The sequence below is a fragment of the Pantoea sp. SIMBA_079 genome (assembly GCF_046940275.1).
Lineage (GTDB): Bacteria > Pseudomonadota > Gammaproteobacteria > Enterobacterales > Enterobacteriaceae > Pantoea > Pantoea borealis.
In genome coordinates this window covers 84,300-109,539 of sequence record NZ_JAWRYR010000011.1, presented here as the reverse complement: position 1 = coordinate 109,539, position 25,240 = coordinate 84,300, and the positions used below count along the sequence as shown (strand labels likewise).

Below are 25,240 nucleotides of genomic sequence, written 5' to 3'. Positions count from 1 at the left end.
GACACCATGAGACAACGGCTGCTGGTTGCGGGTAACGGGATGGCGGGCATGCACATGGTAGAAACTCTGTTGCAGCTGGCGCCGATGCGTTACGACATCACTGTGATTGGCCGTGAGCCGCACGGCAACTATAACCGTGTGCTGTTGTCGCCGCTGCTGGCCGGAGAAACCACCGTTGAGCAAACGCTGATCCACGACCCTGACTGGTATCACCGTCACGGCATAACATTGCGGGTGGGAGAGACGGTGGAACAGGTGAATATTGCTGAGCGGACCTTACGCACCGACCAGCGCCTGCTGCACTGGGACCGCCTGGTACTGGCGACCGGATCGCAGCCCTGCAGGCCGTCTGTTCCAGGCAGCGACCTGCCGCATGTCAGCACGTTTCGCACGCTGCAGGATGTGAACACTTTGCTGGCCGGGCACGGTCCGGTAGTGGTGGTCGGTGGGGGCTATCTGGGTATTGAAGCCGCCGCCGGACTTCAGGCGCAGGGACGTCAGGTCACGCTGATTCATCGTCAGTCACGTTTGCTGGACAGACAGCTGGATATCAGGGCAGGGGAATTACTGCTGGCTCAGCTCCGGGCGCGCGACATTCGCTGTGAACTGAATGCCAGCCTTGCGGCGGTCCGGACGGATAGCGTGATCCTCCATGATGGCCGTGCGCTGGCTGCGCAGCAGGTGGTGATGGCCATTGGTGTCCAGCCGGCGATCGCCCTGGCGCAGGCCGCCGGTATTCCCTGTCAGCGCGGCATTCTGGTGGATCGCCAGTTGCGCACTGCGCACGCCGGAATTTATGCCGTAGGCGAATGTTGTGAAATCAGCGGCGAGACCTTCGGTCTGGTCGCGCCCTGTCTGGCCCAGGCAAAGATTCTGGCGGCGCAACTGGCCGATCGGCCTCAGGGAGATTTCTACAGTGCGGCCACGGGCACCCGTCTCAAAGTCAGCGGCATTTCCCTGTTTAGCGCTGGTGACGTTCGCGAAGCCCCGTCTGTCACCAGTTTTGACCCGATCGCCGGGCACTATCGCCGCCTGTTCCTCAAAGACGGCCGACTGAACGGCGTGCTGCTTTATGGCGACTGCCAGCAAAGTGGCGCGCTGCTGAACCAACTCCATAATGCCGGACCGGTTTCTGTGAATACGCTGTTCGGCCTTGATGAACCTGAAACGCAGCCGCTGGCTGCAGGAAACCCTGTGATGAGCCAAACGAAACCTGTATTAGCCGTGGTGGGTCACGGCATGGTCAGCCACCATTTTCTGGAGCAGCTGGTCGCCCGTAACCTGCATCAGCATTATCACATTGTGGTCTACGGCGAAGAGCGCTATCAGGCTTACGATCGGGTTCACCTTTCTGAGTATTTCACCGGTAAAACGGCAACAGAGTTGTCGCTGGTGAGCGAGGATTTTTTTACCCGGAACGCAATTGAACTGCGCAGCGGTTGCCGGGTAGAGGCGATCGATCGCCAACAGCGCAGCCTGCGTGACAGCGCGGGACGTGAGCTGGCTTGGGATAAGCTGGTGTTGGCCACCGGCTCCCGCGCCTTTGTACCACCGGTACCCGGCCATGACGCCGGGCGCTGCTTTGTCTACCGCACGCTGGACGATCTGGATGCCATCGCAGCTTGTGCCCGCCAGAGTCAGCGCGGCGTGGTGATCGGCGGCGGGCTGCTGGGGCTGGAAGCCGCCAATGCGCTGAAGCAGCTGGGGCTGGAGACGCACGTGGTTGAGTTTGCGCCGCGCCTGATGGCCGTGCAACTGGATGACGGCGGGGCGCTGATGCTGCGGCAAAAGATCGACTCGCTGGGCGTGACGGTGCATACCTCGAAGCAGACCGAACAGATTGCCACCCAGCCTGACGGCAGTCTGGTGCTGCACTTTGCCGATGGCGGCGAGCTGGCCACAGATCTGGTGCTGTTCTCTGCCGGTATCCGCCCGCGTGATGAGCTGGCCCGGAGCGTCGACATCAGCGTGGGGCCGCGCGGCGGCATTACCATCAATGATCAATGCCAGACGAATGACAGCGACATTTATGCTATCGGCGAATGCGCGTTGTGGAACGGGCAGATTTTTGGCCTGGTAGCGCCTGGCTACCAGATGGCGCGTGTGCTGGCCAGGCATCTGGCGGCCGAACCGGCGCAGTTCACCGGTGCCGACATGAGCACTAAACTGAAGCTGCTGGGCGTAGAAGTCGCCTCCTTTGGCGATGCGCACGGCAAAACGCCGGGCAGCCTGAGCTACCACTGGGCCAACGGGCCAAAAGGCATTTACAAGAAGATCGTGGTTAGCGCCGACAATGCACGACTGCTGGGCGGCGTGCTGGTGGGAGACAGCAGCGACTATGCCACGCTCCTGCAAATGATGTTAAACGCCATGCCGCTGCCGACGGCAGCGGAAGCGCTGATTTTGCCTGCGTTGAATGGCGCGCCGGCCAAAGGGTTGGGCGTCGCTGCGCTGCCGGACAGTGCCCAGGTGTGTTCCTGCCATAACGTCAGTAAAGGCGATATCTGCCATGCAGTGCAGAGTGGCTGTGGCGATATGGCCAGTATAAAAAGCTGCACCAAAGCCGCAACAGGCTGTGGCGGCTGCGCCGCGCTGGTAAAACAGGTGATGGAGCTTCAGCTGGAAAACCTGGGCGTCGCTGTTAAAAAAGACATCTGTGAGCACTTCGCCTATTCTCGTCAGGAGCTGTATCACCTGATCCGTATTAATGGCATCAAAACCTTTGACGATCTGCTGGCCAGCCACGGACGGGGTTGTGGTTGCGAGGTATGCAAACCGCTGGTGGGGTCGCTACTGGCCTCGTGCTGGAACGATTACCTGCTGAAACCGGCACATTTACCGTTACAGGACACGAATGACCGTTACTTTGCCAATATCCAGAAAGATGGCACCTATTCGGTCGTACCGCGCGTGCCGGGGGGCGAGATCACGCCACAGGGCCTGATTGCTATCGGCGAAGTGGCCGTGCGTTACGATCTCTATACCAAAATTACCGGCGGCCAGCGTATCGATCTGTTTGGTGCGCGGCTGGACCAGCTGCCTGCTATCTGGGAAACCCTGCTGGAAGCCGGTTTTGAAACCGGTCATGCCTACGGAAAATCTCTGCGTACGGTGAAATCCTGCGTCGGCTCGACCTGGTGCCGTTATGGCGTGCAGGATTCTACCGCCTTCGCCATCGCGCTGGAGAACCGGTATAAGGGCCTGCGCGCACCGCATAAGATCAAGATGGCGGTGTCCGGCTGCACCCGCGAATGTGCGGAAGCACAAAGTAAAGATATCGGGGTCATCGCCACGGAAAACGGCTGGAACCTGTACGTCTGCGGCAATGGCGGCATGAAGCCGCGCCATGCGGAACTGTTTGCCAGCGATCTGGACGATGACACGCTAATCCAGTACGTCGACCGGCTTCTGATGTTCTACGTGCGCACGGCGGATCGCCTGCAGCGTACCAGCGTCTGGATGGATAACATGGAGGGCGGGCTGGACTACCTGCGTGAGGTGGTGATTCATGACAGCCTGGGGATCGCCGCCACGCTGGAACAGGAAATGCAACAGGTGGTGGACACCTGGCAATGCGAATGGCAGACCACGCTGGCCGATCCCTCGCGACGTGCGCTGTTTACCGCCACAGTGAACAGCGATCAGCCGGATGAAACGCTGCACTATGCACGCGTGCGCGGACAGCGCCAGCCACACAAGGCCAGTGGTATTCCCCTGATGCATCTGCCCGCCGAACCCTGGAGCGAAATCTGCCCACTGGAGGCCATTCCGCCAGAGGCCGGCATCGGAGCCCGTCTTGGCAGCGTCCGTATTGCCTTATTCCGCATGGGTGATGACTGTTATGCGCTGGAGGATCGTGAGCCGGGCAGCGAAGCCAGCGTACTGTCACGCGGTATCCTTGGTGATGTTGCGGGGGAGCCGGTGGTGATCTCGCCGCTTTACAAACAGCGTGTACGCCTGCGTGACGGACAGAGCCTTGATAATCCCCAGCATCAGCTGCGTTGCTGGCCGGTTAAACTGGAGGACGGCCAGGTCTGGGTCGCAAACCGTCCGCTTAACCTGATGGCGCAGGCATCATGAAAACTACCTGCGCTTATTGCGGGGTGGGCTGCGGCGTCGAGGTCACGCAGCCGCAGAGCGCGTCGCCTCAGGTCAGTGGCGATACCCGTCATCCGGCGAATGCCGGGCGGCTATGCGTAAAGGGCGCGGCACTGGGCGAAACCCTGACACAGGCCGGACGGTTGCTGCATCCTCAGCTTCATCACCAGCGGGTCAGCATGGAGACGGCACTGGATGCCGCGGCTGATGGTTTGCGCAGGATTATCGATGCGCATGGCCCGGAGGCAGTAGCTTTCTACGGTTCCGGCCAGTTGCTCACGGAAGATTACTATGTGGCTAACAAGCTGATGAAAGGCTTTCTCGGCGTCGCCAACATCGATACCAATTCACGCCTGTGTATGGCCTCCGCGGTGACAGGCTATAAACGGGCATTTGGGGCGGATGCCGTACCGTGCTGTTACGAGGATCTGGATGAGGCCGAGGTAGTCATTCTTGTCGGCTCGAACGCCGCCTGGGCCCATCCGGTGCTGTTTCAGCGCCTGAAACAGGCAAAAGCGCAGCGCCCTGAGATGCAGGTTGTGGTTATCGATCCGCGCCGCACGGCCAGTTGTGAATTCGCCGATCTGCATTTACCGCTCCGGCCGGGCAGCGATCCGGCCCTGTTCTCGGGCCTGCTGCACTGGCTGGAACAGCATGACGGCATTGACGCCACGATGCTGCCGCATCTGGACGGTGTAGACACAACCTTACGGGCCGCGTGGCAGTGGGATGGTGCGGCGGTGGCAGCCCATTGTGATATCAGCCAGGAGGTGATCGCTGCGTTCTACCAGTTGTTCGCCCGGCATGAGCGCGTACTGACCTTATGGTGCATGGGCATTAACCAGTCACAAAGCGGCAGTGACAACAACAATGCTATTCTCAATGCGCACCTGCTGAGCGGCAAGATTGGCCGACCCGGCTGCGGCCCGTTTTCGCTGACCGGACAGCCGAATGCGATGGGCGGGCGGGAAGTAGGGGGGCTGGCCAACCAACTGGCGGCGCATATGAGTTTCACCGCAGAAGATTGCGACCGTTTACAGCGTTTCTGGCGCAGTCCGCGTATGGCGCGTGAGCCCGGCCTGACTGCGGTTGATCTGTTTGACGCCATTGACCGTGGAGCAATCAAAGCTGTGTGGATTATGGGCACCAATCCGGCGGTTTCGATGCCAGAAGGCAATCGCATTGCCCGGGCGCTGGCTGCCTGTCCGCTGGTAATTGTGTCAGACGTGCTGGCGCAAACGGATACCACCGCCTTTGCGCATATTTTGCTACCCGCGCAGGGCTGGGGGGAAAAGAACGGCACCGTGACCAATTCTGAACGCCGGATTTCCCGTCAGCGCGCGTTTATGCCTCCGGCCGGAGAAGCTAAACCGGACTGGTGGTTACTCGCGCAGGTCGCCCAGCGTCTGGGCTTTCATGAAGGCTTTACCTGGCCGCATCCGGCAGCCATCTTCCGCGAACATGCGGCGTTGTCGGGGTTTGAGAATAACGGCCAGCGCGCCTTTGATATCAGCGGTCTGGCCGGTATGAGCGACGCACAGTGGGATGCGATGAAGCCGGTACAGTGGCCAATCAACGCTCGTTATCCCGAGGGCTGCGCCCGGCTGTTTAGCGACCGGCACTTTTACCATCCTGATGGTAAAGCCCACCTGTTGCCACCGGCCACGCCGCAGCCAGTGGTGTGCGAAACGGCTTACCCGTTATTAATGAACAGCGGACGGATCCGCGATCAGTGGCACACCATGACGCGTACCGGCCTGGTTCCCCGGCTCATGCAGCACTGTGATGAGCCATTTGCAGCCCTGCATCCGCAGGACGCACAACGCTATGGCCTGTGCGCGGGCGCACTGGCACGGGTGCAGTCCGATGCGGGCTGGATGACGGTGCGTGTGACGCTGGACAGCGGTCTGCGGCGCGGTGAGATCTTTGTCCCTATGCACTGGAACCGACAGTTCAGCCTGCAGGGCACGGTTGGCGGACTGGTGGCTTCAACCCGCTGTCCAGTCTCGGCACAGCCTGCATTTAAACAAACCGCTGTGCGTATCCACCCGCTCAACGCCAGCTGGCAGGGCTGGCTCTGGCAGCGCGACGCAAGCCCGCCTGATGCGCTGCGCTACTGGGCGCGAACACCCTATGAGGGCGTGCAACGCTTTAGCGTGGCTGGAGACGGTTCGCCAGAACAGTGGCTCATGGCAACGATCCCGCTGGCCGGGCTGCAACTGCAAACCGCTCATGCGGCGGAACCGCATTACCGCCTGCTGGCCTGGCGTAACGGTGAGCTGCACCTGGTCTTTTATGCAGGCGCGTCTTTACCCGAGATCAATCATGACTGGGTTGCGCAGGCTTTTCGCCTGGCACCTGTGAATGCGGCGGACCGGCATGCTCTGCTGGCGGGACAATCGGCACAACGTGCCGTGGCTGGCCGGACGATCTGTAGCTGCTTTGGCGTCGGGGAAAACACCATCTTACAGGCGATTAAACAGGGCTGTCACAGCACCCAAGCACTGGGTAACGCACTCAGCTGTGGTACCAACTGCGGCTCATGCCTGCCGGAGCTAAAACACCTTTTGCTTTCTGTTGCTGTACCGGAGGAAGAATGATGGACGCGATCAACCCCTTAGATAAACTGCTGGCGCCGGACAACGCGTCCAGCCCTGGCAAAGTCTGGCTGGTAGGGGCCGGACCGGGGGATGTGGATCTACTGACAGTCAAGGCGCTGCGCCTGCTGCAACGTGCGGATGTCGTGGTCTATGATCGCCTGGTCAGCGAAGCGGTGATGGCGGAAGTCGCCAGCAGTGCACTCTGTATCGACGTGGGTAAACAGCCGGGTCATCACGGCCTGAAGCAGGCTCAGATTAATCAACTGCTGGTGGACCTGGCTGCCAGCGGGCGCAATGTCGTGCGTTTAAAAGGCGGCGATCCCTTTATCTTTGGCCGTGGCGGTGAAGAGATGGTCAGCCTGCAGCAGGCGAATATTGTCTGCGAAGTGGTGCCCGGTATTACCGCCGCAGTGGGCTGTGCGGCTGCCAGCGGCATTCCGCTGACGCACCGTGACTGTGCCCAGTCATTGCGCTTTATCACTGGACACGGGCGCAGCGGCGAACCACAGCTGGATGCGGCGGCGCTGACCGCGACCAATCAGACGCTGGTTTTTTACATGGGGTTGAGCTGGAGCAGCGTGATTAGCGCCCGGTTGCAGGAATATGGCCGCAGAGAGGCAACGCCGGTGGCGATTATTGAGAACGGTACGCGTCAGAACCAGCGGGTGCTGATCACCACGCTGGCCGGGTTGCCCGAAACTGTTGATCAGCAAAAACCGGTGTCGCCGTCGTTACTGATTGTGGGCGACGTGGTGCGCTATTACCGTGCCGATCTAATCGCAGCTCATGAGGGGGAGTTGGCGTTAAGTGATATTGCAGCGCACTGATGCTTATCGTACCGAAGGAAGGAGGACACGATTTTTTCGGGTAGGGGATGAGACGGTCAAAACCAATATTACACCCAGCGCTTATTATGTGGAATACACATTCAACCCTAGAAATAGCCATTTAGCTTATCAGGTCGGGTTACAATATACGTGCAACAGGAATATCTGACCAGCGTGTAGTCCAGGAAGGGCTGAGCATTTCCCGCTTCATTCTCCATTCAGTATTAGTTCCCTGTCCTGCAAACCACACGTGACCCAGCCCGGACTGGTTGATGCCGTCGAGTACCTTCATCAGCTGTGCGCTGTTAGCCCGCGGCTGTACGTCGTCAAAGAGGTTAAGCTGACTCACGCCGTCTAGCGTGAAGTCATCAAGCATAATACCGGCTTTCATGTACCGGCGGCCTTCCAGCCAGATGCGGTCCAAACTGCGCATGGCCACTTCAATGATGTCGCGCGTATCCTGCGTGGGCAGCGTCAGCTTTTCACCGGCCGTGTTGCCGTAAAACACCTCGTTAACAGCATGTGGCGAGGTTCTGATAAAGACACTGATGCGCCTGCAAAACTGTCGTTCGCATAGGAGCTTCTCAGCCGCACGCGTGGCGTACTGACACAGCTCCTGCTGCATGGCCACTTTTGAGGTGATGCGTTCGCCAAAGGATCTTGAACAGCAAATCTGCTGCTTGGCTGGCGGTAGCTCCTCGATCGGAATGCATGACTCGCCGTTCAGTTCGCGTACGGCTCTCTCCAGCACCACGTTGAAGGCTTTGCGAATGAGGGCAGGGTGCGCACGCGCCAGCTGCAGGGCACTGCTGATGCCCATGACGTTCAGTCTTTTACCGATGCGCTGGCCAACGCCCCAGACTTCCTCCACGGGCTGATTGGCCAGCAGTGTTTCGGTGCGTTTCGGATTGCCCGGCGTAAGTGCGAGCACGGCGCGGAACTGCTTCCACTCTTTACTGGCCCACTGCGCTGATTTCGCCAGGGTTTTTGTCGGCCCCATGCCCACGCCGACGGTCAGTCCGGTTGTGGCCAGCACATGCGCGAGCAGGCGCCGGCCGAAGTGCTCAAAGTCTTCGCATCCGTTTATTCCCGTCAGAACGAGAAACATTTCATCAATACTGTACTGCTCGACACGAGGCGTCAGCTCTTCCAGAGCAGTCATCACACGCTGGCTGAGACTATGGTAAAGCCCGTAGTTCGAACTGAAAATGAACACTTTTTCTGGATAAGGCTGATTCTTTATCTGAAACCAGGGGGTTCCCATTTTAATGCCAAGTACCTTTGCATCTATGTTATTTGGAAATGACTATATTTCATACAAACGATTCTCAGAGGGTCACGCCGTGCAAAAGAAGCTGACAGACGCTTTGCCTTTACTGGCCGGAGATGCTTCGGCATGCCGCTGGATAAACCTCCAGGAAGACCTGTTGCGAGCTCCAAATACCGTTGACGCTTATGCCCGTGTGGTCAATGACTGGCTGAGCTTTTGCCACGCTTGTGGCCTGACGGCAACCGGCGCCGGGCATGATACTGTTGCACTGTATATCCGCAGCCTGCATGCTGGCCGTCACCTCTCAGCTGCGACTATCCGTCACCGGTTGACGGTGGTGAGACTCTACAGCGACTGGCTTTGTGAAGAGGGGCTACGGGAAAAAATCGAGTCAGAAGGGGGATCTGGAAAAATAACGGGAAGGGAAAACCGGGCATAGTTCCTGTACAGCGGCGACTGCCGTGGATTCCTGCTGATGAAGACTGGCTGCATTTTCTGACTGTAGCTGCGCAGGCTGACATCAGAACCCGTTTTATGCTGGCACTGGCGTACGACTGTGGATTACGCCGGGAAGAACTCTGTTCAGTGACTACTGGTGATATCGATCCATCCCGACGGTTGCTCTCTGTTCGGGCAGAGCATACCAAAAACCGATTTGGCCGGGTGGTGCCTTATTCCCCGGTGACCGGTGAGCTTTACATGGCCTGGTTGGCTGAGCGGCGTCAGCTCAGTGCATCCCGAGGCCCGCTTTTTCTGTCGCACTCGCTGCGTAACCGGACGGAGCCCATCAGCGGCTGGACCTGGTCAAAAGTGGTACGCAGCCTGGCGCTGCAAGCCGGGCTGCCACTCATCAGTACACATACCTTTCGGCATCTCTGCCTGACGGAACTGGCCCGCACGGGGTGGGATATCCACGAAATTGCCGCATTTGCCGGGCACCGTCGCATCCAGTCAACACTGCTGTACATTCATCTCAGCGCACGCGATCTGAGCCGTCGGTTCAACTGTACAGTGGAGTCTTTGTATACTCACCGCCTTACTCTGTTGCACCTCCAGGATTCTTCACCATGATGCAATCTGAACAGACCGCGCCCTGTCCTGCAATACAGTTCAGCCTTCCCGATCCGCTTTGGGATACGCGACCTGATTTTGCTGTGGGCGAGCTTGAAGCGCTGGACACGCTGATTAGCATTTCCGGCAGGGTGGAAAAAACTGGCCGCCTGAGATATTAAAACAACTGTCTCGTCTTCTCTTACCGCTACGCGACACACTGGTAAGGATGCATGCGGCCAGGGCTCCATACAATTCATCCCTTCACGATATAACCGTAGAGATGCAACGTCTCCGAAAAACATACTGGGCCTGGACACAGTCAGAGTGGTCCGAAGTCATCTGCAGCACAGAAGGTGATTTTCACCAAAGGTTTGGAGCCAGTGGTAATTGCCGGCAATACGTGATGGCACTGGCGTGGTTGCTGTGTGGTTTTGATCGTCTGGAATCCTGCGGTGTTTTTTATCAGTATCGGCTCTGTCTCAAAGTTTTTGGGCGTCAGCATACGGATGCTGCAGTCTTCAGACTTAGCGAAATGATGACTGCAGTGGGATATGTTCCTGGCGATGGGAGAAATAACGGCATCAGGAATGCCTTGTGCATCGCAATGCTGCTTCAGCGGGAACCACAGCCAGAGCGCGTCAATGTCGACACGTTGCAATATATAGCTTCTGCAGGGCCGGCTTACCTCCGCAAGTCTGCTGCTACGTTGTCGCGTATACTAGCGTCATCAGGGATTTTCAATGAAGGTTTCGATTATCGGGTGTCGCAACGTCGCCGGCCGCCCCGGGAATACAATGCTGTGACCGATGTGCCCGCTGAATGGCTTTCCTGGTGTGAACGCTGGCGTGCTACCTCTGTGCAGCGTCCCTCCAGTATTGAAGCTTGCTGGTATGTGTTGCTTAAGTGTGGTCGCTGGCTGGCGGATTGTCATCCGGAGTGCGTGTCACCAGTCAACTGGACACGGGAGACTGCCATGGCATGGGTGACGGCAGCATGCAAAATGAAAGTTGGTGAATGGTCGAACCCAGGAGGAATGTACCGTGAGCGTCGAGGTAGTATGATGAAACCGTCTGCGAGAGCAGGGCTAATCAGACACGTACATACTTTTTTTCATGACCTCCAGGAATGGGGATGGATGCCGGTCAAATTCAGCCCTGAAAGAATCCTCAGGTCTCCGCGGAGTCTTAGCACGCAGATTGGGCCTGACCCTCGCATTGTGAGTGATGAGCTCTGGTGTAAATTAATTCACGCCGGACAAAACCTGCAGGAGACAGACCTGCCAGGCTGCGTCGGGTATCCCTATTTTTATCCGCTTGAGATGGTCAGGGCATTAAGTGTGCTCTGGTTATTTGGTGGTCTCAGACGTGATGAAATTCTGCGCATGCGGTGCGGCTGTATCCGCTGGCAGGCCTCAGAAGAAAATGACGGACAACGTATTTGCCTGATGGATGTCCCGGTCAGTAAGACTTATGCAGCATTTACAAAACCGGTTGACTCCATTGTTGGAGATTATATTGAACGCTGGGAACTGGTTCGTAGCCCGCAGGCGCTTCAGGAAGATCCAAAGACCGGCGAGAGTGTTCATTTTCTTTTTATGCATCGGGGAAAACGGGTGCATGGAAGCTACATCAATAATTCTCTCGTTCCGTTGCTGTGTAAAAAAGCGGGCATTCCTGAGCATGATGCCAGAGGCAGGATCACCAGTCATCGAGCAAGAGCGACTATCGCCAGCCAGCTTTATAATGCCCGGGAACCGCTTGATATTTTCGAACTGCAGAAATGGCTGGGGCATTCTTCACCGGAATCCACCCGACATTATGTCGATATTACGCCAACGAGGCTTGCCGCTTCATTCGATAAAGCGGGGTATTTTGAACGTAATCGTCGCGTGGTTTCGTTACTCATCGATCAGAACATAGTCGCATCAGGTCAGGCAGCAGAGGGAAAGCCGTGGCGCTATTATGATCTCGGGCATGGTTTCTGTACTTATGATTTTTTTGATCAATGTCCACATCGCATGGCCTGTGCAAAATGCTCTTTTTACATACCAAAATCCTCATCGGAAGCTCAGTATCTGGAAGGCCGCCAAAACTTAATAAAGCTTATGCAAGAAACTCCCTTAACCGAGGATGAACTAGCAGCGGTAGATAATGACATTGAAGCAGTCGAGCGGCTTCTGAAAAAACTCAGAAGCGTTGCCTCTCCCGGACAGCGGAAATAGTATGTGGTTAGCTGAATGTCCAACTTATGAGCTTTCGAGAGCCCCCAAGGGTACTGCTCCCCGGATGGCTCTGATGAGCAAAATAAATACTTTAAATAAGTTGCCGGAGTAAAGAGAAATTCAGGTTAAGAGCTTGCTTTAACTGTGTCAGAACAAGCTTTGACGGTCTAATACCAGCCTCAGCAATTAGGCAGATTATTGATTCAAGTGATTCGTTTAGCGTTTAATTGATTGAATAAAGTTGCGCAAATCCATACTGGCCAATGGCAAAGGCAATATGGGCGACGATGATGTAGATAATCATTAAGATCTGATTCGGTAATTTTCTCCCAAAAAAACCGCCACCCATGGCAGGCATCAGCAAAGCTAAGCCTGCAAAAGTGCTGACAACAACGCCAATGATGAAGACAGGGAGAAGGCTCGGTTGCAAAGCAAAGCGGGTACCCCAGAAAACTAACAACAGCAGTGCATAAGCAATACCGATGAGGTAATGGAAAATCCATCTTGTCATTTTTTCAATCGTTCCGGGTGCTCTGGTAGTACGGTTATCGAGAACAATGTTCCCCCGCAGAATCCCTGTAAGCCAGCGGCCAACCATGCCCCAGTCCGTTGGTGGGACTCCCGCTACTTTTTTAACCAGGGTTACCCACAGATCCAGAATAAGGGTAGAACCGATACCCACAATCAGACTAAAAGCAATCCACGTACTCATTTTTGCCCCATTGACCTGCTCCCCGTTGAATAACACACCCCGATGTTAGTAACGTCTTCATAAGCCACATGAGGACATCCCCATGAAGAAGCGTTTTTCCGACGAACAGATCATCAGTATTCTTCGCGAAGCGGAAGCCGGCGTTTCTGCCCGTGAGCTCTGCCGCAAGCACGCCATTTCCGACGCCACCTTTTACACCTGGCGCAAGAAGTTTGGTGGCATGGAAGTTCCTGAGGTGAAGCGGCTTAAATCTCTTGAAGAGGAGAACGCGCGCCTCAAGAAGCTGCTTGCCGAAGCCATGCTGGATAAGGAGGCACTTCAGGTGGCTCTGGGGCGAAAGTACTGACGACAGGCCAGAAGCGGGAAGCCGTTGAGTTTATGTGTGATGCGACCGGTCTGTCGCAACGTCGTGCCTGCAGGCTTACAGGTTTGTCTCTGTCGACCTGCCGCTATGAGGCTCAGCGCCCGGCGGCTGATGCGCATTTATCAGGGCGCATTACTGAACTGGCACTGGAGCGCAGGCGTTTTGGCTACCGCCGCATATGGCAGTTACTGCGCCGAGAAGGGCTTCTGGTTAATCACAAGCGCGTGTACCGCCTTTATCATCTGAACGGACTGGGCGTTAAACGCAGACGTCGTCGTAAAGGGCTTGCAACAGAACGTCTGCCGCTGCTCCGCCCGGCGGCGCCCAACATGACCTGGTCGATGGATTTCGTCATGGATGCGCTGGCTACTGGTCGCAGGATCAAGTGCCTTACCTGCGTCGATGACTTCACAAAGGAATGCCTGACGGTCACTGTTGCCTTCGGGATTTCAGGCGTGCAGGTCACGCGTATTCTGGACAGCATTGCGCTGTTTCGCGGCTATCCGGCTACGATAAGAACCGATCAGGGCCCGGAGTTTACCTGCTGCGCGCTCGATCAGTGGGCCTTTGAGCATGGAGTGGAGCTGCGACTTATCCAGCCCGGCAAGCCGACACAGAACGGATTTATTGAGAGTTTTAACGGACGCTTTCGCGATGAATGCCTGAATGAACACTGGTTCAGCGACGTCAGCCATGCCAGGAAAACCATCAGCGAATGGCGTCAGGATTATAGCGAATGTCGTCCACATTCAGCACTGAATTATCAGACGCCATCAGAGTTTGCAGCACGGTGGCGAAATGGAGAATGTGAAGGTAAACAAACCGACATTACTAACTGAAGGTTGTATCTAATATTGGGGGCAGGTCAGTCACTATTACCTCTGTCGGTTGGTGTCAGCGGCTGCTGCTTTAACATCACCTGAAGATCTTACCAGCCCCCGCTTATCCTGATGCTTCTTTTTATCCATAGTGATCTCTTCAAAATTTCTAAGTGTAACATTATAAATTCCAAAATTTTCAAGATGCGCATACACCTTACTAAGCGTGTAGCTCTTTACTGCCATCAGTGTATTTACCCCATCGAACCTGATTAAGTTATAATCCGAATAAATCTGGTTTTAAGCTCCGCAAGGCTCGGTTGGCGATGATAAAACACCTAACCAAATACCACTTCATAGCGCAGTCTGCAATGAAGTGGTAAAATCCTTAACTTGATATTAAAACACGGGGCAGGAAATGTTTTGTCATTACCGCCTGCACGCAGACGGTATCGCCAAAACGACCTGCTCAGGGCTCCGCCCCGAGACCCGGGTAATGTGCCAAGGTTGAGTTATGTCGAAAAGTGAGAAGCGTCAGAAGAACACACTCATTCAGCTTCGCTGTACGGAAGCTGAGGCTGAAGCTATTAAGGCAAAGGCTGTCGCTGCCGGACTTACAACGTCTGAGTACCTGCGGCGCACCGCTCTGAGCCGCCGCATTATGGTGCGTACGGATATCCGGATGATGAACGAACTTCTCCGCCTGGGTGGTCTGCAAAAGCACCTCTATACCCAGATGAAGGACAACATGACAACCGAACTCAGCCAGCAGTTTTCCGGCGCACTGACCAGCATCACTTACGCCATCAATGCGCTGGACATGGCGCCGGTTCCGGCAGAGGAAATCAAGGACTGATGAACGTCATCATCCCGCCAAAACGTCGCGACAAAAAGACCAGCTTCAGAAAGCTCGTTGAATACGTCAGCACGCGCGAAGAAAACAAAAATGCTGAACAGGTGCAGCCTGAGCCTGCGCATACCCCGAATGCCGGTTCTACGGCGACTCCGGACTTTGGCCAGCTTGTTGACTACGTGGGCCGTAAGAACATATCGCCTGCTTCTGAAATTATCAGCATTTCACCTGAGGGCATTCAGCGCGTGCTTTCAGGTGAAGTGTTGTGCGAAACCAACTGCTTTTCGCTTGAAGCCGCAGCGTCAGAAATGAACATGACCGCGATGCAGAACCGCCACTGTAAGGATGCGGTTTATCACTTTATTCTCTCGTGGCAGAGCGACGAAAATCCTTCTCCTGACGCCGTCTTTACCTCAGTGCGCTACAGCATGGCGCAGCTGGGGATGGCAGATCATCAGTACGTTGCCGCGATTCATAAAGATACCGATAACGTTCACTGTCACGTGTCCGCTAACCGCGTTCATCCGGTCACGTTCCGCGCACAGAATATGTGGAACGATGCAGACACGCTGCAGAAAGCCTGCCGCGTGCTGGAGCGCGATTTAGGCTTCAACGTGGACAACGGCAGCTGGGAAATGAGCGGGGACGGCAGCCTGTACCGCACGCGTCGTGCGCTGCCTTCAGCGCCGCGCGGCGCAGCTAAAAGAGAAATCTTTTCCGATAAGGAAAGCCTTCACGGCTACGCCGTTCGCGAGACGCGTCAGATGATCAGCGACCTGTCCGAAGAGGGCAGTCTCAGCTGGCCGCTGCTTCACAACGTCATGTATACACGCGGGCTTGGCGTGCGGGAACAGAACGGCGGCCTCGCCGTTTTCGATCTGCTCAATCCTGACAGCATCAGCGTGAAAGCATCAGACATTCATCCGGCTATCGGTCTGCAGGCGATGGAAGCAAAGCACGGCAGTTTCCTGCCCGCACCGCCCGCATCCGACCCGGAAAATCATGAGGCCGGCATGCTCATGGTTGATAAGTTTTATCTGCCGCAGCTGCACGTCCGTGACGGAGAGGCCCGCCGTGAACGTCGCGAAGCGAGAGCCGTTGCCCGCGACATCCTGCGCGCGCGCTATGATGCTTATCGCGCCGGCTGGGAAAGACCCGACCTGCGCGCGGGCGAACGCTTCCGGCAGATATCCGCTCACTGCGTGGCTACGAAGGCGAACGTGCGTCAGGCCGTCCGGGATCCGCTGATGCGCAAGCTGATGTATCGGGTTGCTGAGTTTGAGAAGATGAAGGCAGCAGCAGAGCTGAGACTGCAGCTGCGTGAAGAGCGGCAGACGCTGAAAGAAACCGGACAGGCGCGTCACCTGACCTGGAAGTCGTGGGTTGAACAGGAAGCGCTTAACGGCGACGTCGCCGCAATCAGTCAGATGCGCGGATGGGCCTATCGTGAAAAGCGTGCAGCGTCTAAACGTCAATCTGCCTGGCCGGAGCCAAACGCTGTTATTCATTTCGGGCCGGCTGAAGACGTACCGACATTCAAATCCAGCGCGCATGACACAGCGTTATTACGAGACGGTACGGTGACCTATCTGCGCGACGGTAAACCTGCAGTAACCGACTTTGGCAACAGGGTTGAGGTTTACGCAGCCGCTGACGCAGCGTCTGACCGTCATAACAACGATCTGGCTGCCGAACTGATTGCCTGGCGCAGCGGTGAGAATACTGTTTTACAGGGGGACCCGGCTGCCGTTAACCGCGTGCTTTATGCCGGCGCGGTGAGAAACGTCACGAAACGGGACGAGCAATCTTTCAGCGTCAGCGATCAGCAGCACATGGCAAACGTGCGCGCAACTGAGCGTCATCTGAGCGGTCAGGACGTCAGGGCGGAAGCAAGTCATACTGAATATCAGAGCAGGATGGACGATGCAGTCCGTCCGTTACCTAAAGATTTACCACGACCGTGAGGAGAGTAATAGCGAAGACATAACTCAAACTGAAGTACTTAGTCGCTGATTGCACAGGCTGAACCCCTCTACAACCAGCTAACCATTACAACCTGTTGAGGAGGCTGCCATGGCTGCCGTGGATCCTATTCATTTGAAGCTGTTTACAAGTTATTTCCTAGCGTTATTAAAAATTAGGTTACTAAAATAAACCGGTATTGTGCAGGAGCTAATTTTTTTATGCTGGTAAGTCTAAGATGTAGCGCCAATATATTAATATTTCCCGATGCTTAATGGTGTTTTTAATATTTTCTATCTCTAATCAATTAGGGTGTTATCAAATGGCTTAATTTTTTTCTCGCCGATAAGTTTGAATTATTAGGGGGTTGGGTTTTTTGTTTTTTTGTCAACATCTTGCTGTTCTTGATATTTTTTGATTTTTTTTATTCGTCCCATCAGTTATAGGTTTTTTTATTTTTTATTTATTTTCAATGTGCTGAATCCTAATATCCAAGCCTTGTTCCTATATGCATTATTATAAAGTGGTTTGGTTTTTTTAATTTCTTGCTAATTTCAATGGTGTTAATAATAAACATGAAGATCAATAAAGCGCTTGGTTAGTTTTGTTGTTATATATTTTATTTGGCTTTATGTTTATTATGGTTTTTATTTTAACTTATTGAAATTCTGTAAAGCTAAGGGGATGGCAGAAATTACCTTAAAATGGAGTTATTAATTATGAATTCAATCATAGAAGTGCGTAGGTAAAAGGATGTTTTATTAACTCACGTGTTAAGTTGAAGGTGGTTTAAATTTATTTATGATTGGTGGCGGCATCATATCTAATTATAATGTTTTAAGTGCTGCCATTGCCATTATGAAATTTCCCCCTTTATGTTAGCGAAATTGAATTTATCAAGGCGAGAGTTCATTCTCGCCTTGATACCTGTACCAGTTGTTATTAACTTAATAAACGGGGATCTTTGAGCAAATGCTTCTTTGCCGGCGCGGTAATAATGCCGAGGCAGACGACGATCAGACTGACACCTGCCCAGCCGGCAAAGGGCAGCCTTTCACCCACCAGCAGAACCGCCAGCAACGCCGCAATCACCGGTTCGAGCAGGGTGATGGTGGTGGCCATGCTGGCGGGGATACGCGCCAGGCCATAGCCGTAGCAGAGATAGCCGACAAACATCGGGATCAGGGCCATGTAGATCCCGACAGCCGCAGTGTTCCAGCTCGCCAGTAGCGGAGCACCCGTCATAAACAGTACGGGCATCAGCAGGATGCCGCCCGCACCAAACGTTGCTCCCATGGCCGCGCCGGATGCCACACCCGCCTGCATCAGGCGTCGCGCCGACCACGAATAGAACGCGTAGGTAAACCCTGCCAGCAGACCCAGAGCGATACCGCTCAGGGCGTGTTCGTTGCCGGCAGCCTCAGCCTCTCCGCTGCTCTGCGCCAGGCAGAGCAGTATCATTCCGGCGATCCCCGGCACTGCGCCGCACAGCCACTGCTTTGTCAGGCGCCCGCCGTCGAAGCGATACTCAATCAGAGCTGAAAGAAGCGGAGCCGAACCAATCGAAATCACCGTGCCAGTTGTGACGCCGGCATAACGCATTGAGGCATAGAAGGCAAGGGGATACACGGCAACCGCGAGCGCGCCGGTGACCAGAAAGTGCCACTGTGCGGCAATAAGCCGGCGCTGACGAAGAAGTGTGCCAGCCGCAATAAGCCCCTGTAATAAACCGCCGATGCCCATCGCTACGGCCCCAATCGCCAGCGGACTCAGCTCAGGGGCGAAGGTAGCCGCCGTGCCGGTGGTACCCCAGAGGATGGCGGCCACCAGCACGCCCGTTATGCCGCCCAGCCGTTGTCCCGATGAAAGCATCAGCACGCCTCCATCATCTGTTCAGCCATCGCGCGGGCCTGTGCCACACAGTGACTGCTCCCTTCCAGGCCTGCCCGGGAGATGCTGCCTTCCAGCAGGAAGGCGAAATGCTTTGCCACCAGGCCGGCATTTTTTTCCTCTCCGTGTATCAGCTCAGCCAGATGCGAAGCCAGAATCGCTTCAACTTCCTCTTTGTGTTCACGTACAGCCTGGCGTCCCGGTGCTCCGGCAGGCAACTCTGCAGCGGCATTCAGCAGCCCGCAGCCGCGAAAGCCGTGTTCATAAGCATACTCAGCGTGATCTTCATACGCTTTAAAGACGGCCAGAACCCGCTCCCGGGGCGTCGTAGCGATCTGACGCCGCTTTTCATACAGCGCCAGCCACTCTTCATGCCGCACCCTGAGATAAGCTGCTACCAGTTCATCTTTAGAGGCAAAGTTGTTGTACAGGCTTTTCTTTGCGACGCCAGCCCGTTTCACAATCGCATCAATGCCTGTGCCGCCTATTCCGTGGTTGTAAAAAAGAATGCGTGCGGCGTTGAGTAGCTTTTCATAAGCCGTTTCTGAATCAGCAGACTGTTGCGTCATTGTCAGCCCCAATGGCGTTTTGAGTAGGTAGACTAGTCTACCTACTCACAAGTGTATGGCAACCCCAGGAGGCATTCAGCGGAGTGAATGACTTTTTTATCCCGTTAACAAAGGGCAGGCGGAAAAAAGTGAATACAAAACAGCCCGCAAAAGCGGGCTGGCAGCATGATTAATGTTATTAACGGCCAAACAGCATAGCGAGCAGCTCGCGCAGATGCGCAGCCTCTGCGGCATCCTCGGTGCTGTCCAGCCAGCCGATCAATTTAAGGCACACTGCAGTTCGGGTAAGACGTCGCTCCTGACGAAGGATTTCGACAGTGATCCTGCCCAGCATTTCAATCTGGCAGGGGTGCGTTACCCTGCTGAAGTAGCCAGTCAGCCCGATTGTATTTTCAGAAGGCAGTCCGTCCTGGCGCATTGAAATACCTGAAAGTTAATAGAGGGGTCGTGCGCAAAGTAAACGATGCGTAGCGATGTGTACAGCGTTGATTTGTAAGAGCGGCCGCAGACTGGTCTGGATCTAATAAATATCTATAAGTTACAGTCACCTATACAATTTATTTTTCTGATGATTAACAATTCATGCAGGGATAGCATCCTCTTTCTGAAGACAAAGCATTGCCTACAAGCTTTCTGCATCAGTTACTGCTTTTTTATCGAAGCTGCTGATATAGCTGTACAACTTACTTATCCTTATTTTCATTTATAACCCCATGATAAATAGTGCTTAGCATTTTTTGCAAAAAAATCAAGCCAGGGGATATACACAATCGCTGTACAAGTTTATCAATGTTGTATAAGTTTACGCTCATTGAGCGATGAGTATATTTCAACCATTACAGAGGTTCCCCATGCGCCAGGACATTGCGAACTATCCAACTACAGCAAATGATATTGCCCATTACTTCAGCAAGGTTTCCGTACCGGGACAGCAGGAAACGTTGGGCCAGATTGTGGTAGAAATCCTGCGTGCGGGTAAAAATCTTAATCGCAAAGCGATCTGTTCAAAGCTCTTACGTCGTCTGGAGGTCGCAGCGAGTGTGGAAGAAGAGCGTCACTACCAGGCGCTTATCGGGCTGCTGTTTGATCGCTGAGACGCCTTCAACCGCGTGTTCAGTTTATCCTGCAGCACTTTCAGGGCTGTCCGGACTGGCAGCCAGATATCACTGCCGGAGCAGGCACGCAAATATAAGAAGCGGGTATGCAACGAAGTAACCTGGAAAGACTGACTGATATCGTTATCGGCGAAGCAGTAACATTACTGCTCGGTGATGCCGGCCGTATCAATTCAACCGCTCTGGTTGCTACTCTGAAGCGAATGGCAGCGCTGGAGTCACATCCTGAACGGCTGGCGGCACTGCAGTGTGCACTGGATGAAGTAGCAAAAGAGTTTCCGCGCGCGCGGCAGACTCAGGATATGCCGGTGATGGCGCTACAGTCGGTTCAGGCAGGCAGTAAAAAGCATTAAGAGATATATTCGCGCAAGCGAAGTGTGGCAATAAGCCCGCAGGATGCGGCCATCTGCGGATGGCCGTCTTTATTTCAGGCAGTTAGCCTGGTAACTCAGCCGCTGGTGCGGAATTAAACGGAAAGACTATGCAGCAAGAAATGCAGCACACCCAAACGACCGAAGCCGACATCATTCACCATTTTCGTCACGCTGGCGAGAAGCTGGCTGCTGAAACAGCCGTGCTGGATGCGGTCATCCGCGATATTGTTGTGCACGGCAAACGCGTCACCAGCAAAACCATTATCCTGTATCTTATCGCCGAGCTGGAAAGCACATCAGACATTGTACACCTTGATGTACTGCGTAATGCGCTGGAGATAGTGGTCGGACGCACACCGGACGACGAAGGTATTTAAGATTTTTATTCCTGCTGCACGCTCTGTGCGGCAGGAATGGCTGCTGAGGTCTCAAAACCACCCTTTGAAGCCCATACTGAGCAGCTCGCTGCAGCGATCAACGTAATAGCAATCCACACCTTCATCATCATTCTCTCCCTATCAGTAACGGCTTTAACGTTAAATAAGCCTGGCACGGATTACGCGATCTGCCTGGAGCAGATGAGACAAAAGGATAATTCCGATGTGAGTTTTTGCAGCTAAGGCCCGCTGCCTTAATGCACGTTATCTTCTGCCGTGTGAGATGCAGCGCTATCAGCCTCAACAGCTGTTGTTAACTGCATTTCGCGTCTGATGCCGTCAATAACATGTAATGCTGCGCGCAGATAGGTTTCATCAGCGCTGCTGCTGACTTTGTCATACAGCCGATCCAGCAGCGTTTGCAGGGATATAGTAGTGCCAGCATCAAGCAGCTCCGTTACTGTTTCGCCGATAATTATTTCTGCCAGTTTTTCTTCTAGGTCACTTTTCATTACGCGGTCCGGCTGCAGGTTTCCCGGCGAGTCTATCACAGGGCATTGAGGCGTTGTCAGGCTCAGTCAGCCATCTCATTTTCATCAAGACGATAAAGGTTGATATCGTTTCTTTCACGATAACGGGGCGGAAATACCATGGCGCCGTTACCATCCCCCAGATATTGCATACCCAAAGGCTCGATAATGGCATAGGGCTCTGCCAGTGCGCGGCGATAACGCAATATTTCGCGCGCCATTTCAACGGCTTCTGGGGAATTATTATCAGGGTTACCTGCTATATATTGCAGGCGTTCGTCGCTAAGCATCGCTGCCTCCTGTGTTGCTCTGACGCTTTACGGCTCTACCTACGTCGTGACTGGATGTCATCATAGCCAGAAGCGTGGCGGAAACCAAAGCCTGCGTTACGTTGTGATGCACACAGCAGGATGTTGTGAAGCGTAAAAGCAGCAGATCTATTAAATGAAAAGTCGGATTCTGCCATTGGACTTTTCAGAGGCCGGAGTAGCGGGAGAGGATTCTGTCAGGAGAGTCGAAGGATATTATCGATTGGATCGTGAGTTCTTTTCGTATCAGAAGCAATGCTTTTTGAATCAGCCGGTATTGGGCTCTTCACACGTGTAAAAACCAGACCGCAGCAGGGCTGCTGCGGTCCGACAACAGATTATGCGCTCTGCCACTCGGCTTCAACGTCATCCTTTGATTTGGAAAGAATGACTTTATTATCATCAACTTCTTTAACCCAGCTGAATGGGATGATGTGGTGCTTACCGCCCGCTTCCGGATCGCTTTTCGCCAGTTTGATTTTATCTTCGCCTTCGAAGTGATCGACAATGCCCACGTGCTCACCGTTGACGTCAACAACCTGTGCGTGATCCAGGATTTCTGATTTGCTTACCATATTGCCTCCGTTCTGTGAATGTAAATGCAGCAGTTCTGCTGCCGGACTGCTTAAGTCTGGTTATTAATCCGCAGATTTCCAGTAATTTACAGAATGAAATATTTAGGCGAACCGTGACGCGACCAATTCTGCTGCGCCGACTATGATTTCCTGTAGCCGCTGGCGGCACGCGCTGCCAGCCTCCTCTCTGTTCATAACGGGAATTAACAGCATGCAGATATCACTGGAGAAACAGGTTGCGCTGGTTACCGGCGCCAGTTCAGGGCTTGGCTACGCCTGCGCCGAAGCGCTGGCTGCGGCGGGTGCAGCGGTGGTAGTCAACTATAACAGCCAGCAGGAGCCTGCCGAGGCGCTGGCAGAAGCGATCCGGCAGCGCGGCGGTAAGGCGGTGGCGGTAGGGGGTGATGTCTCTGATGAAAAAGCCGTAGAGGCGCTGTTTGCTGAAACCATCAACCATTTTGGGCGGCTGGATATCCTGGTCGCGAACTCCGGACTGCAGCGCGATGCGCCAGCCAGCGATATGACGCTGGAGGAGTGGAACAAAGTTATCCAGGTTAATCTCACCGGTCAGTTTCTCTGTGCCCGGGCAGCGCTGCGTCAGTTTCGCCAGCAGGAGAAACGTCTGGACGTGAGCCGCGCTGCCGGAAAAATCATTCATATGAGTTCGGTTCATCAGCTCATCCCTTGGGCTGGCCATATCAACTATGCCGCCTCTAAAGGGGGTGTCGATCTGCTGATGCGTAGCCTGGCGCAGGAGGTGGGTGAGGAGCGCATTCGCATTAATTCGATTGCGCCGGGGGCCATCAGAACCCCAATCAATACCGAAGCCACGGAGGGCGACGCGGAGAAAAAGCTGCTGCAGCTCATTCCCTATGGCCGGGTAGGCGATCCGGAAGATGTGGGTAATGCGGTGATATGGCTGGCCAGCGATTTATCCGACTACGTGCATGGCACCACGCTGTTTATTGATGGCGGGATGAGTCTCTATCCTGGCTTTCGCGATAACGGTTAAGCACTTACCAATTACGCTGTCGCAATCAGTCGATTGCGACACTTTCACGGCTAATGAGTTGCGTCGCCGGGCCGATATAACTAACTCTCCACCTTCAACCGGAAGTTAATTATGTCGCTGAAAAAATCCTCACTGCTGGTGTTCCTCACGATGCTGGTACTGTTTCTGGCCAGCGTGGCCATCAGCAGCTGGCTGCTGGTGCGCAGTAACGCCTCGCTGACCGCCGTTAACAAAGAGATCCGCGTAGTGCTCTCCGTTATCGATCCTATCAACCACAGCCGTACGCTGCGCGTCAGGGTGATGGAATATATGAAAGCGAGCGAGGGGGACGATACCGCATCAGCAGCGTCACTTGAGAGTGTTAAAGCGGTGGCTGTCAAAGCAGACGCGGCATTTCAGGCCTATATGGATGCCCCGCGTCTGGCCGGTGAGGCAGCAGAAGCAGAAGCTTACCGGCAGGCTTATCTCAGCTATCGCGATGAAGGGATCCGGCCGCTGGTGGCGGCCGCTGAAGCGCACGATCAGGCACGCTTTAAAGCGCAAATCCCGACCGTCGTCCGTCTCGATCGCCAGTATGAAATTATCCTCGATAAGGTACTGGCGCAGCATGAAGCTTATGCACGCCAGCTCAATGATGACGCACAACGTCACTTTCACTCCGGCCTGATGCTGCTGGTGCTGTTTGGTGCGCTGTTTGTCGGCATCATTGTTGTGATTTCACTGCTGATGCATCGCTTTGTGCTGCTGCCGCTCAGCATGGCAAAACAGCATTGCGATTTGATCGCCGCCGGCGAGCTTAACCGCCCTGTTCCGGCAAAGGGCGCGTCGCGCAGTGAAATTCAGAGTCTGATGGGCTCGCTGGAAGCGATGCGTCTTGCCCTGACACAAATCATTATGCAGGTACGTGACTCCGCGCATTCGGTCTCCACCGCCTCGGGCGAAATCGCAGCCGGAAACGTTGACCTGGCCTCGCGCACTGAGCAGCAGGCTGCGGCGCTGACGGAAACCGCGGCCAGCATGGAACAGCTGGGTGCTACGGTGAAGCAGAACACTGACAACGTCTTTGAAGCCTGCCGCCTGACAGGCGAGGCGGTGCAAAATGCGGAAACAGGTGAAAAAGTCTCGCGTGAGGTGATTGTGTCGATGGACCTGATCAACGCCAGCTCGAAAAAAATCGAAGAGATCATCTCGGTGATCAACGGGATCGCGTTTCAGACCAACATCCTTGCGCTGAACGCCGCTGTGGAAGCAGCGCGAGCGGGTGAGCAGGGCAGGGGGTTTGCAGTGGTTGCCGGAGAGGTCCGCAATCTGGCACAGCGCAGCGCGCTGGCAGCCAAAGAGATAGAGACGCTGATTGCAGAGTCGGTAGCGATTATCCACACCGGCTCGGAGCAGGTCAGCCGCACCGGGGAGGCGATGAGCGCTATCATCGCGTCGGTAAGCCGCGTTAACCTTTTGATGGAGCATATTTCCGTGGCGTCAGGTGAACAGAGTCGCGGCATCGGTCAGATTGAGAAAGCGGTGACTGAAATGGACTCTGTCACGCAGCAGAACGCTGCACTGGTACAGGAGTCAGCGGCTGCGTCAGCATCGCTTGAAGAGCAGGTACAGTATCTGACCCGTTCAGTTTCCACTTTCCATCTGGCATAAGCGCCCCGTGCCGGCTCTTTTTAAGGGGCTGGCAATCTCTCAGACCACAATACAGAACCTTT

At 54.8% G+C, this 25,240-nt stretch carries 22 protein-coding genes and 1 pseudogene; 15 read left to right on the top strand and 8 right to left on the bottom strand.

All coding sequences use genetic code 11. From position 1 onward, the window contains the following. Positions 1-6: 6 nt before the first annotated feature. From nirB to cobA, 3 genes are read left to right on the top strand one after another with little or no spacing between them, the layout of a single operon-like run. A complete protein-coding gene (gene nirB / locus SB719_RS14730) occupies positions 7-4,080 on the top strand; it encodes a nitrite reductase large subunit NirB (protein WP_412159353.1) in 4,074 nt (1,357 codons plus the stop codon). Then, complete coding sequence (locus SB719_RS14725) at positions 4,077-6,698, top strand: nitrate reductase (protein WP_104085909.1); 2,622 nt, start codon at positions 4,077-4,079, stop codon at positions 6,696-6,698. The genes nirB and SB719_RS14725 overlap by 4 nt, the downstream gene beginning before the upstream one ends. Then, complete coding sequence (gene cobA, locus SB719_RS14720) at positions 6,695-7,525, top strand: uroporphyrinogen-III C-methyltransferase (RefSeq protein ID WP_104085910.1); 831 nt, start codon at positions 6,695-6,697, stop codon at positions 7,523-7,525. Before SB719_RS14725 ends, cobA begins: the two co-directional genes overlap by 4 nt. Before the next feature lie 139 nt (positions 7,526-7,664). Here the strand turns inward: cobA and umuC are convergent. After that, a pseudogene (gene umuC / locus SB719_RS14715) lies at positions 7,665-8,813 on the bottom strand (translesion error-prone DNA polymerase V subunit UmuC); the annotation flags it as partial. Between umuC and SB719_RS14710 the strand changes: the two are divergent. The 4 genes from SB719_RS14710 (at position 8,794) to SB719_RS14695 (ending at position 12,069) form a co-directional block, all read left to right on the top strand. Continuing rightward, a complete protein-coding gene (locus SB719_RS14710; protein WP_412159352.1) occupies positions 8,794-9,234 on the top strand; it encodes a site-specific integrase in 441 nt (146 codons plus the stop codon). The pseudogene umuC and the gene SB719_RS14710 overlap by 20 nt on opposite strands. Positions 9,235-9,329: 95 nt before the next feature. Beyond that, positions 9,330-9,866, top strand: a complete 537-nt coding sequence (locus tag SB719_RS14705) for a tyrosine-type recombinase/integrase (protein WP_412159351.1) — start codon at positions 9,330-9,332, stop codon at positions 9,864-9,866. After that, positions 9,863-10,027, top strand: coding sequence for a hypothetical protein (locus SB719_RS14700; RefSeq protein ID WP_233207452.1), 165 nt, complete (start codon positions 9,863-9,865; stop codon positions 10,025-10,027). Before SB719_RS14705 ends, SB719_RS14700 begins: the two co-directional genes overlap by 4 nt. Before the next feature lie 224 nt (positions 10,028-10,251). Beyond that, positions 10,252-12,069: a tyrosine-type recombinase/integrase gene (locus tag SB719_RS14695; protein ID WP_412159350.1), complete on the top strand. Its 1,818-nt coding sequence runs from the start codon at positions 10,252-10,254 to the stop codon at positions 12,067-12,069. Between the two features lie 223 nt (positions 12,070-12,292). Here the strand turns inward: SB719_RS14695 and SB719_RS14690 are convergent, their stop codons facing one another. Next, positions 12,293-12,781, bottom strand: a complete 489-nt coding sequence (locus SB719_RS14690) for a DUF2938 family protein (RefSeq protein ID WP_104085912.1) — start codon at positions 12,779-12,781, stop codon at positions 12,293-12,295. Positions 12,782-12,863: 82 nt separating this feature from the next. Between SB719_RS14690 and SB719_RS14685 the strand changes: the two genes are divergently transcribed. The 3 genes from SB719_RS14685 (at position 12,864) to traI (ending at position 16,780) form a co-directional block, all read left to right on the top strand. Next, a protein-coding gene (locus SB719_RS14685; RefSeq protein WP_412159349.1) for an IS3 family transposase occupies positions 12,864-13,984 on the top strand; the annotation gives its coding sequence in 2 pieces (ribosomal slippage) (positions 12,864-13,122 and positions 13,122-13,984; 1,122 coding nt in all). Positions 13,985-14,477: 493 nt separating this feature from the next. Continuing rightward, a complete protein-coding gene (gene mobA / locus SB719_RS14680; protein WP_412159348.1) occupies positions 14,478-14,819 on the top strand; it encodes a plasmid mobilization protein MobA in 342 nt (113 codons plus the stop codon). After that, on the top strand, positions 14,819-16,780 hold the full coding sequence (traI, locus tag SB719_RS14675) for a TraI/MobA(P) family conjugative relaxase (RefSeq protein WP_412159347.1): 1,962 nt from the start codon (positions 14,819-14,821) through the stop codon (positions 16,778-16,780). The genes mobA and traI overlap by 1 nt, the downstream gene beginning before the upstream one ends. A gap of 940 nt (positions 16,781-17,720) precedes the next feature. Here the strand turns inward: traI and SB719_RS14670 are convergent. The 3 genes from SB719_RS14670 to SB719_RS14660 form a co-directional block, all read right to left on the bottom strand. Continuing rightward, the gene (locus SB719_RS14670; protein ID WP_084798743.1) at positions 17,721-18,650 is read right to left on the bottom strand and encodes a DMT family transporter; all 930 of its coding nucleotides are present in this window, start codon (positions 18,648-18,650) and stop codon (positions 17,721-17,723) included. Next, positions 18,650-19,237 carry a TetR/AcrR family transcriptional regulator gene (locus SB719_RS14665; RefSeq protein WP_065647982.1) on the bottom strand — a complete coding sequence of 196 codons (588 nt, stop codon included), beginning with the start codon at positions 19,235-19,237 and terminating at the stop codon, positions 18,650-18,652. Before SB719_RS14665 ends, SB719_RS14670 begins: the two co-directional genes overlap by 1 nt. A 178-nt stretch (positions 19,238-19,415) precedes the next feature. Continuing rightward, entirely contained in the window at positions 19,416-19,655 is a 240-nt protein-coding gene (locus tag SB719_RS14660) for a biofilm development regulator YmgB/AriR family protein (protein ID WP_104085916.1), read from the bottom strand. A 433-nt stretch (positions 19,656-20,088) separates the two neighbouring features. On the opposite strand from SB719_RS14660, the gene ycgZ reads away from it, so the two are divergent. The 3 genes from ycgZ (at position 20,089) to SB719_RS14645 (ending at position 21,103) form a co-directional block, all read left to right on the top strand. Further along, complete coding sequence (gene ycgZ / locus SB719_RS14655; RefSeq protein WP_065647984.1) at positions 20,089-20,331, top strand: regulatory protein YcgZ; 243 nt, start codon at positions 20,089-20,091, stop codon at positions 20,329-20,331. Between the two features lie 107 nt (positions 20,332-20,438). After that, positions 20,439-20,705 (top strand): hypothetical protein, encoded by a 267-nt coding sequence (locus tag SB719_RS14650; RefSeq protein WP_065647985.1) that lies wholly within the window; start codon positions 20,439-20,441, stop codon positions 20,703-20,705. A 140-nt stretch (positions 20,706-20,845) separates the two neighbouring features. Next, complete coding sequence (locus SB719_RS14645; protein WP_065648047.1) at positions 20,846-21,103, top strand: biofilm/acid-resistance regulator YmgB/AriR; 258 nt, start codon at positions 20,846-20,848, stop codon at positions 21,101-21,103. A gap of 254 nt (positions 21,104-21,357) precedes the next feature. Here the strand turns inward: SB719_RS14645 and SB719_RS14640 are convergent, their stop codons facing one another. From SB719_RS14640 to SB719_RS14630, 3 genes are all read right to left on the bottom strand, one after another. Beyond that, positions 21,358-21,615, bottom strand: coding sequence for a hypothetical protein (locus tag SB719_RS14640; protein ID WP_104085918.1), 258 nt, complete (start codon positions 21,613-21,615; stop codon positions 21,358-21,360). 62 nt (positions 21,616-21,677) lie between these two features. Beyond that, positions 21,678-21,923, bottom strand: coding sequence for a hypothetical protein (locus SB719_RS14635; RefSeq protein WP_040113408.1), 246 nt, complete (start codon positions 21,921-21,923; stop codon positions 21,678-21,680). A 356-nt stretch (positions 21,924-22,279) separates the two neighbouring features. Beyond that, on the bottom strand, positions 22,280-22,516 hold the full coding sequence (locus SB719_RS14630; RefSeq protein ID WP_065647987.1) for a DUF2171 domain-containing protein: 237 nt from the start codon (positions 22,514-22,516) through the stop codon (positions 22,280-22,282). A 211-nt stretch (positions 22,517-22,727) separates the two neighbouring features. On the opposite strand from SB719_RS14630, the gene SB719_RS14625 reads away from it, so the two are divergent. Together SB719_RS14625 and SB719_RS14620 are read left to right on the top strand one after the other, a co-directional pair. Further along, the gene (locus SB719_RS14625) at positions 22,728-23,528 is read left to right on the top strand and encodes a glucose 1-dehydrogenase (RefSeq protein ID WP_412159346.1); all 801 of its coding nucleotides are present in this window, start codon (positions 22,728-22,730) and stop codon (positions 23,526-23,528) included. 111 nt (positions 23,529-23,639) lie between these two features. Continuing rightward, positions 23,640-25,178, top strand: a complete 1,539-nt coding sequence (locus SB719_RS14620) for a methyl-accepting chemotaxis protein (protein WP_065647989.1) — start codon at positions 23,640-23,642, stop codon at positions 25,176-25,178. Positions 25,179-25,240: the final 62 nt, after the last annotated feature.

Excerpts from the sequence above, each read along its gene's own strand:
- nirB (WP_412159353.1), top strand. The coding sequence starts at position 7 with ATGAGACAACGGCTGCTGGTTGCGGGTAACGGGATGGCGGGCATGCAC.
- SB719_RS14725 (WP_104085909.1), top strand. The coding sequence starts at position 4,077 with ATGAAAACTACCTGCGCTTATTGCGGGGTGGGCTGCGGCGTCGAGGTC.
- cobA (WP_104085910.1), top strand. The coding sequence starts at position 6,695 with ATGATGGACGCGATCAACCCCTTAGATAAACTGCTGGCGCCGGACAAC.
- SB719_RS14710 (WP_412159352.1), top strand. The coding sequence starts at position 8,794 with ATGCCAAGTACCTTTGCATCTATGTTATTTGGAAATGACTATATTTCA.
- SB719_RS14705 (WP_412159351.1), top strand. The coding sequence starts at position 9,330 with ATGCTGGCACTGGCGTACGACTGTGGATTACGCCGGGAAGAACTCTGT.
- SB719_RS14700 (WP_233207452.1), top strand. The coding sequence starts at position 9,863 with ATGATGCAATCTGAACAGACCGCGCCCTGTCCTGCAATACAGTTCAGC.
- SB719_RS14695 (WP_412159350.1), top strand. The coding sequence starts at position 10,252 with ATGGCACTGGCGTGGTTGCTGTGTGGTTTTGATCGTCTGGAATCCTGC.
- SB719_RS14690 (WP_104085912.1), bottom strand. The coding sequence starts at position 12,781 with ATGAGTACGTGGATTGCTTTTAGTCTGATTGTGGGTATCGGTTCTACC.
- mobA (WP_412159348.1), top strand. The coding sequence starts at position 14,478 with ATGTCGAAAAGTGAGAAGCGTCAGAAGAACACACTCATTCAGCTTCGC.
- traI (WP_412159347.1), top strand. The coding sequence starts at position 14,819 with ATGAACGTCATCATCCCGCCAAAACGTCGCGACAAAAAGACCAGCTTC.
- SB719_RS14670 (WP_084798743.1), bottom strand. The coding sequence starts at position 18,650 with ATGCTTTCATCGGGACAACGGCTGGGCGGCATAACGGGCGTGCTGGTG.
- SB719_RS14665 (WP_065647982.1), bottom strand. The coding sequence starts at position 19,237 with ATGACGCAACAGTCTGCTGATTCAGAAACGGCTTATGAAAAGCTACTC.
- SB719_RS14660 (WP_104085916.1), bottom strand. The coding sequence starts at position 19,655 with ATGCGCCAGGACGGACTGCCTTCTGAAAATACAATCGGGCTGACTGGC.
- ycgZ (WP_065647984.1), top strand. The coding sequence starts at position 20,089 with ATGCGCCAGGACATTGCGAACTATCCAACTACAGCAAATGATATTGCC.
- SB719_RS14650 (WP_065647985.1), top strand. The coding sequence starts at position 20,439 with ATGCAACGAAGTAACCTGGAAAGACTGACTGATATCGTTATCGGCGAA.
- SB719_RS14645 (WP_065648047.1), top strand. The coding sequence starts at position 20,846 with ATGCAGCACACCCAAACGACCGAAGCCGACATCATTCACCATTTTCGT.
- SB719_RS14640 (WP_104085918.1), bottom strand. The coding sequence starts at position 21,615 with ATGAAAAGTGACCTAGAAGAAAAACTGGCAGAAATAATTATCGGCGAA.
- SB719_RS14635 (WP_040113408.1), bottom strand. The coding sequence starts at position 21,923 with ATGCTTAGCGACGAACGCCTGCAATATATAGCAGGTAACCCTGATAAT.
- SB719_RS14630 (WP_065647987.1), bottom strand. The coding sequence starts at position 22,516 with ATGGTAAGCAAATCAGAAATCCTGGATCACGCACAGGTTGTTGACGTC.
- SB719_RS14625 (WP_412159346.1), top strand. The coding sequence starts at position 22,728 with ATGCAGATATCACTGGAGAAACAGGTTGCGCTGGTTACCGGCGCCAGT.
- SB719_RS14620 (WP_065647989.1), top strand. The coding sequence starts at position 23,640 with ATGTCGCTGAAAAAATCCTCACTGCTGGTGTTCCTCACGATGCTGGTA.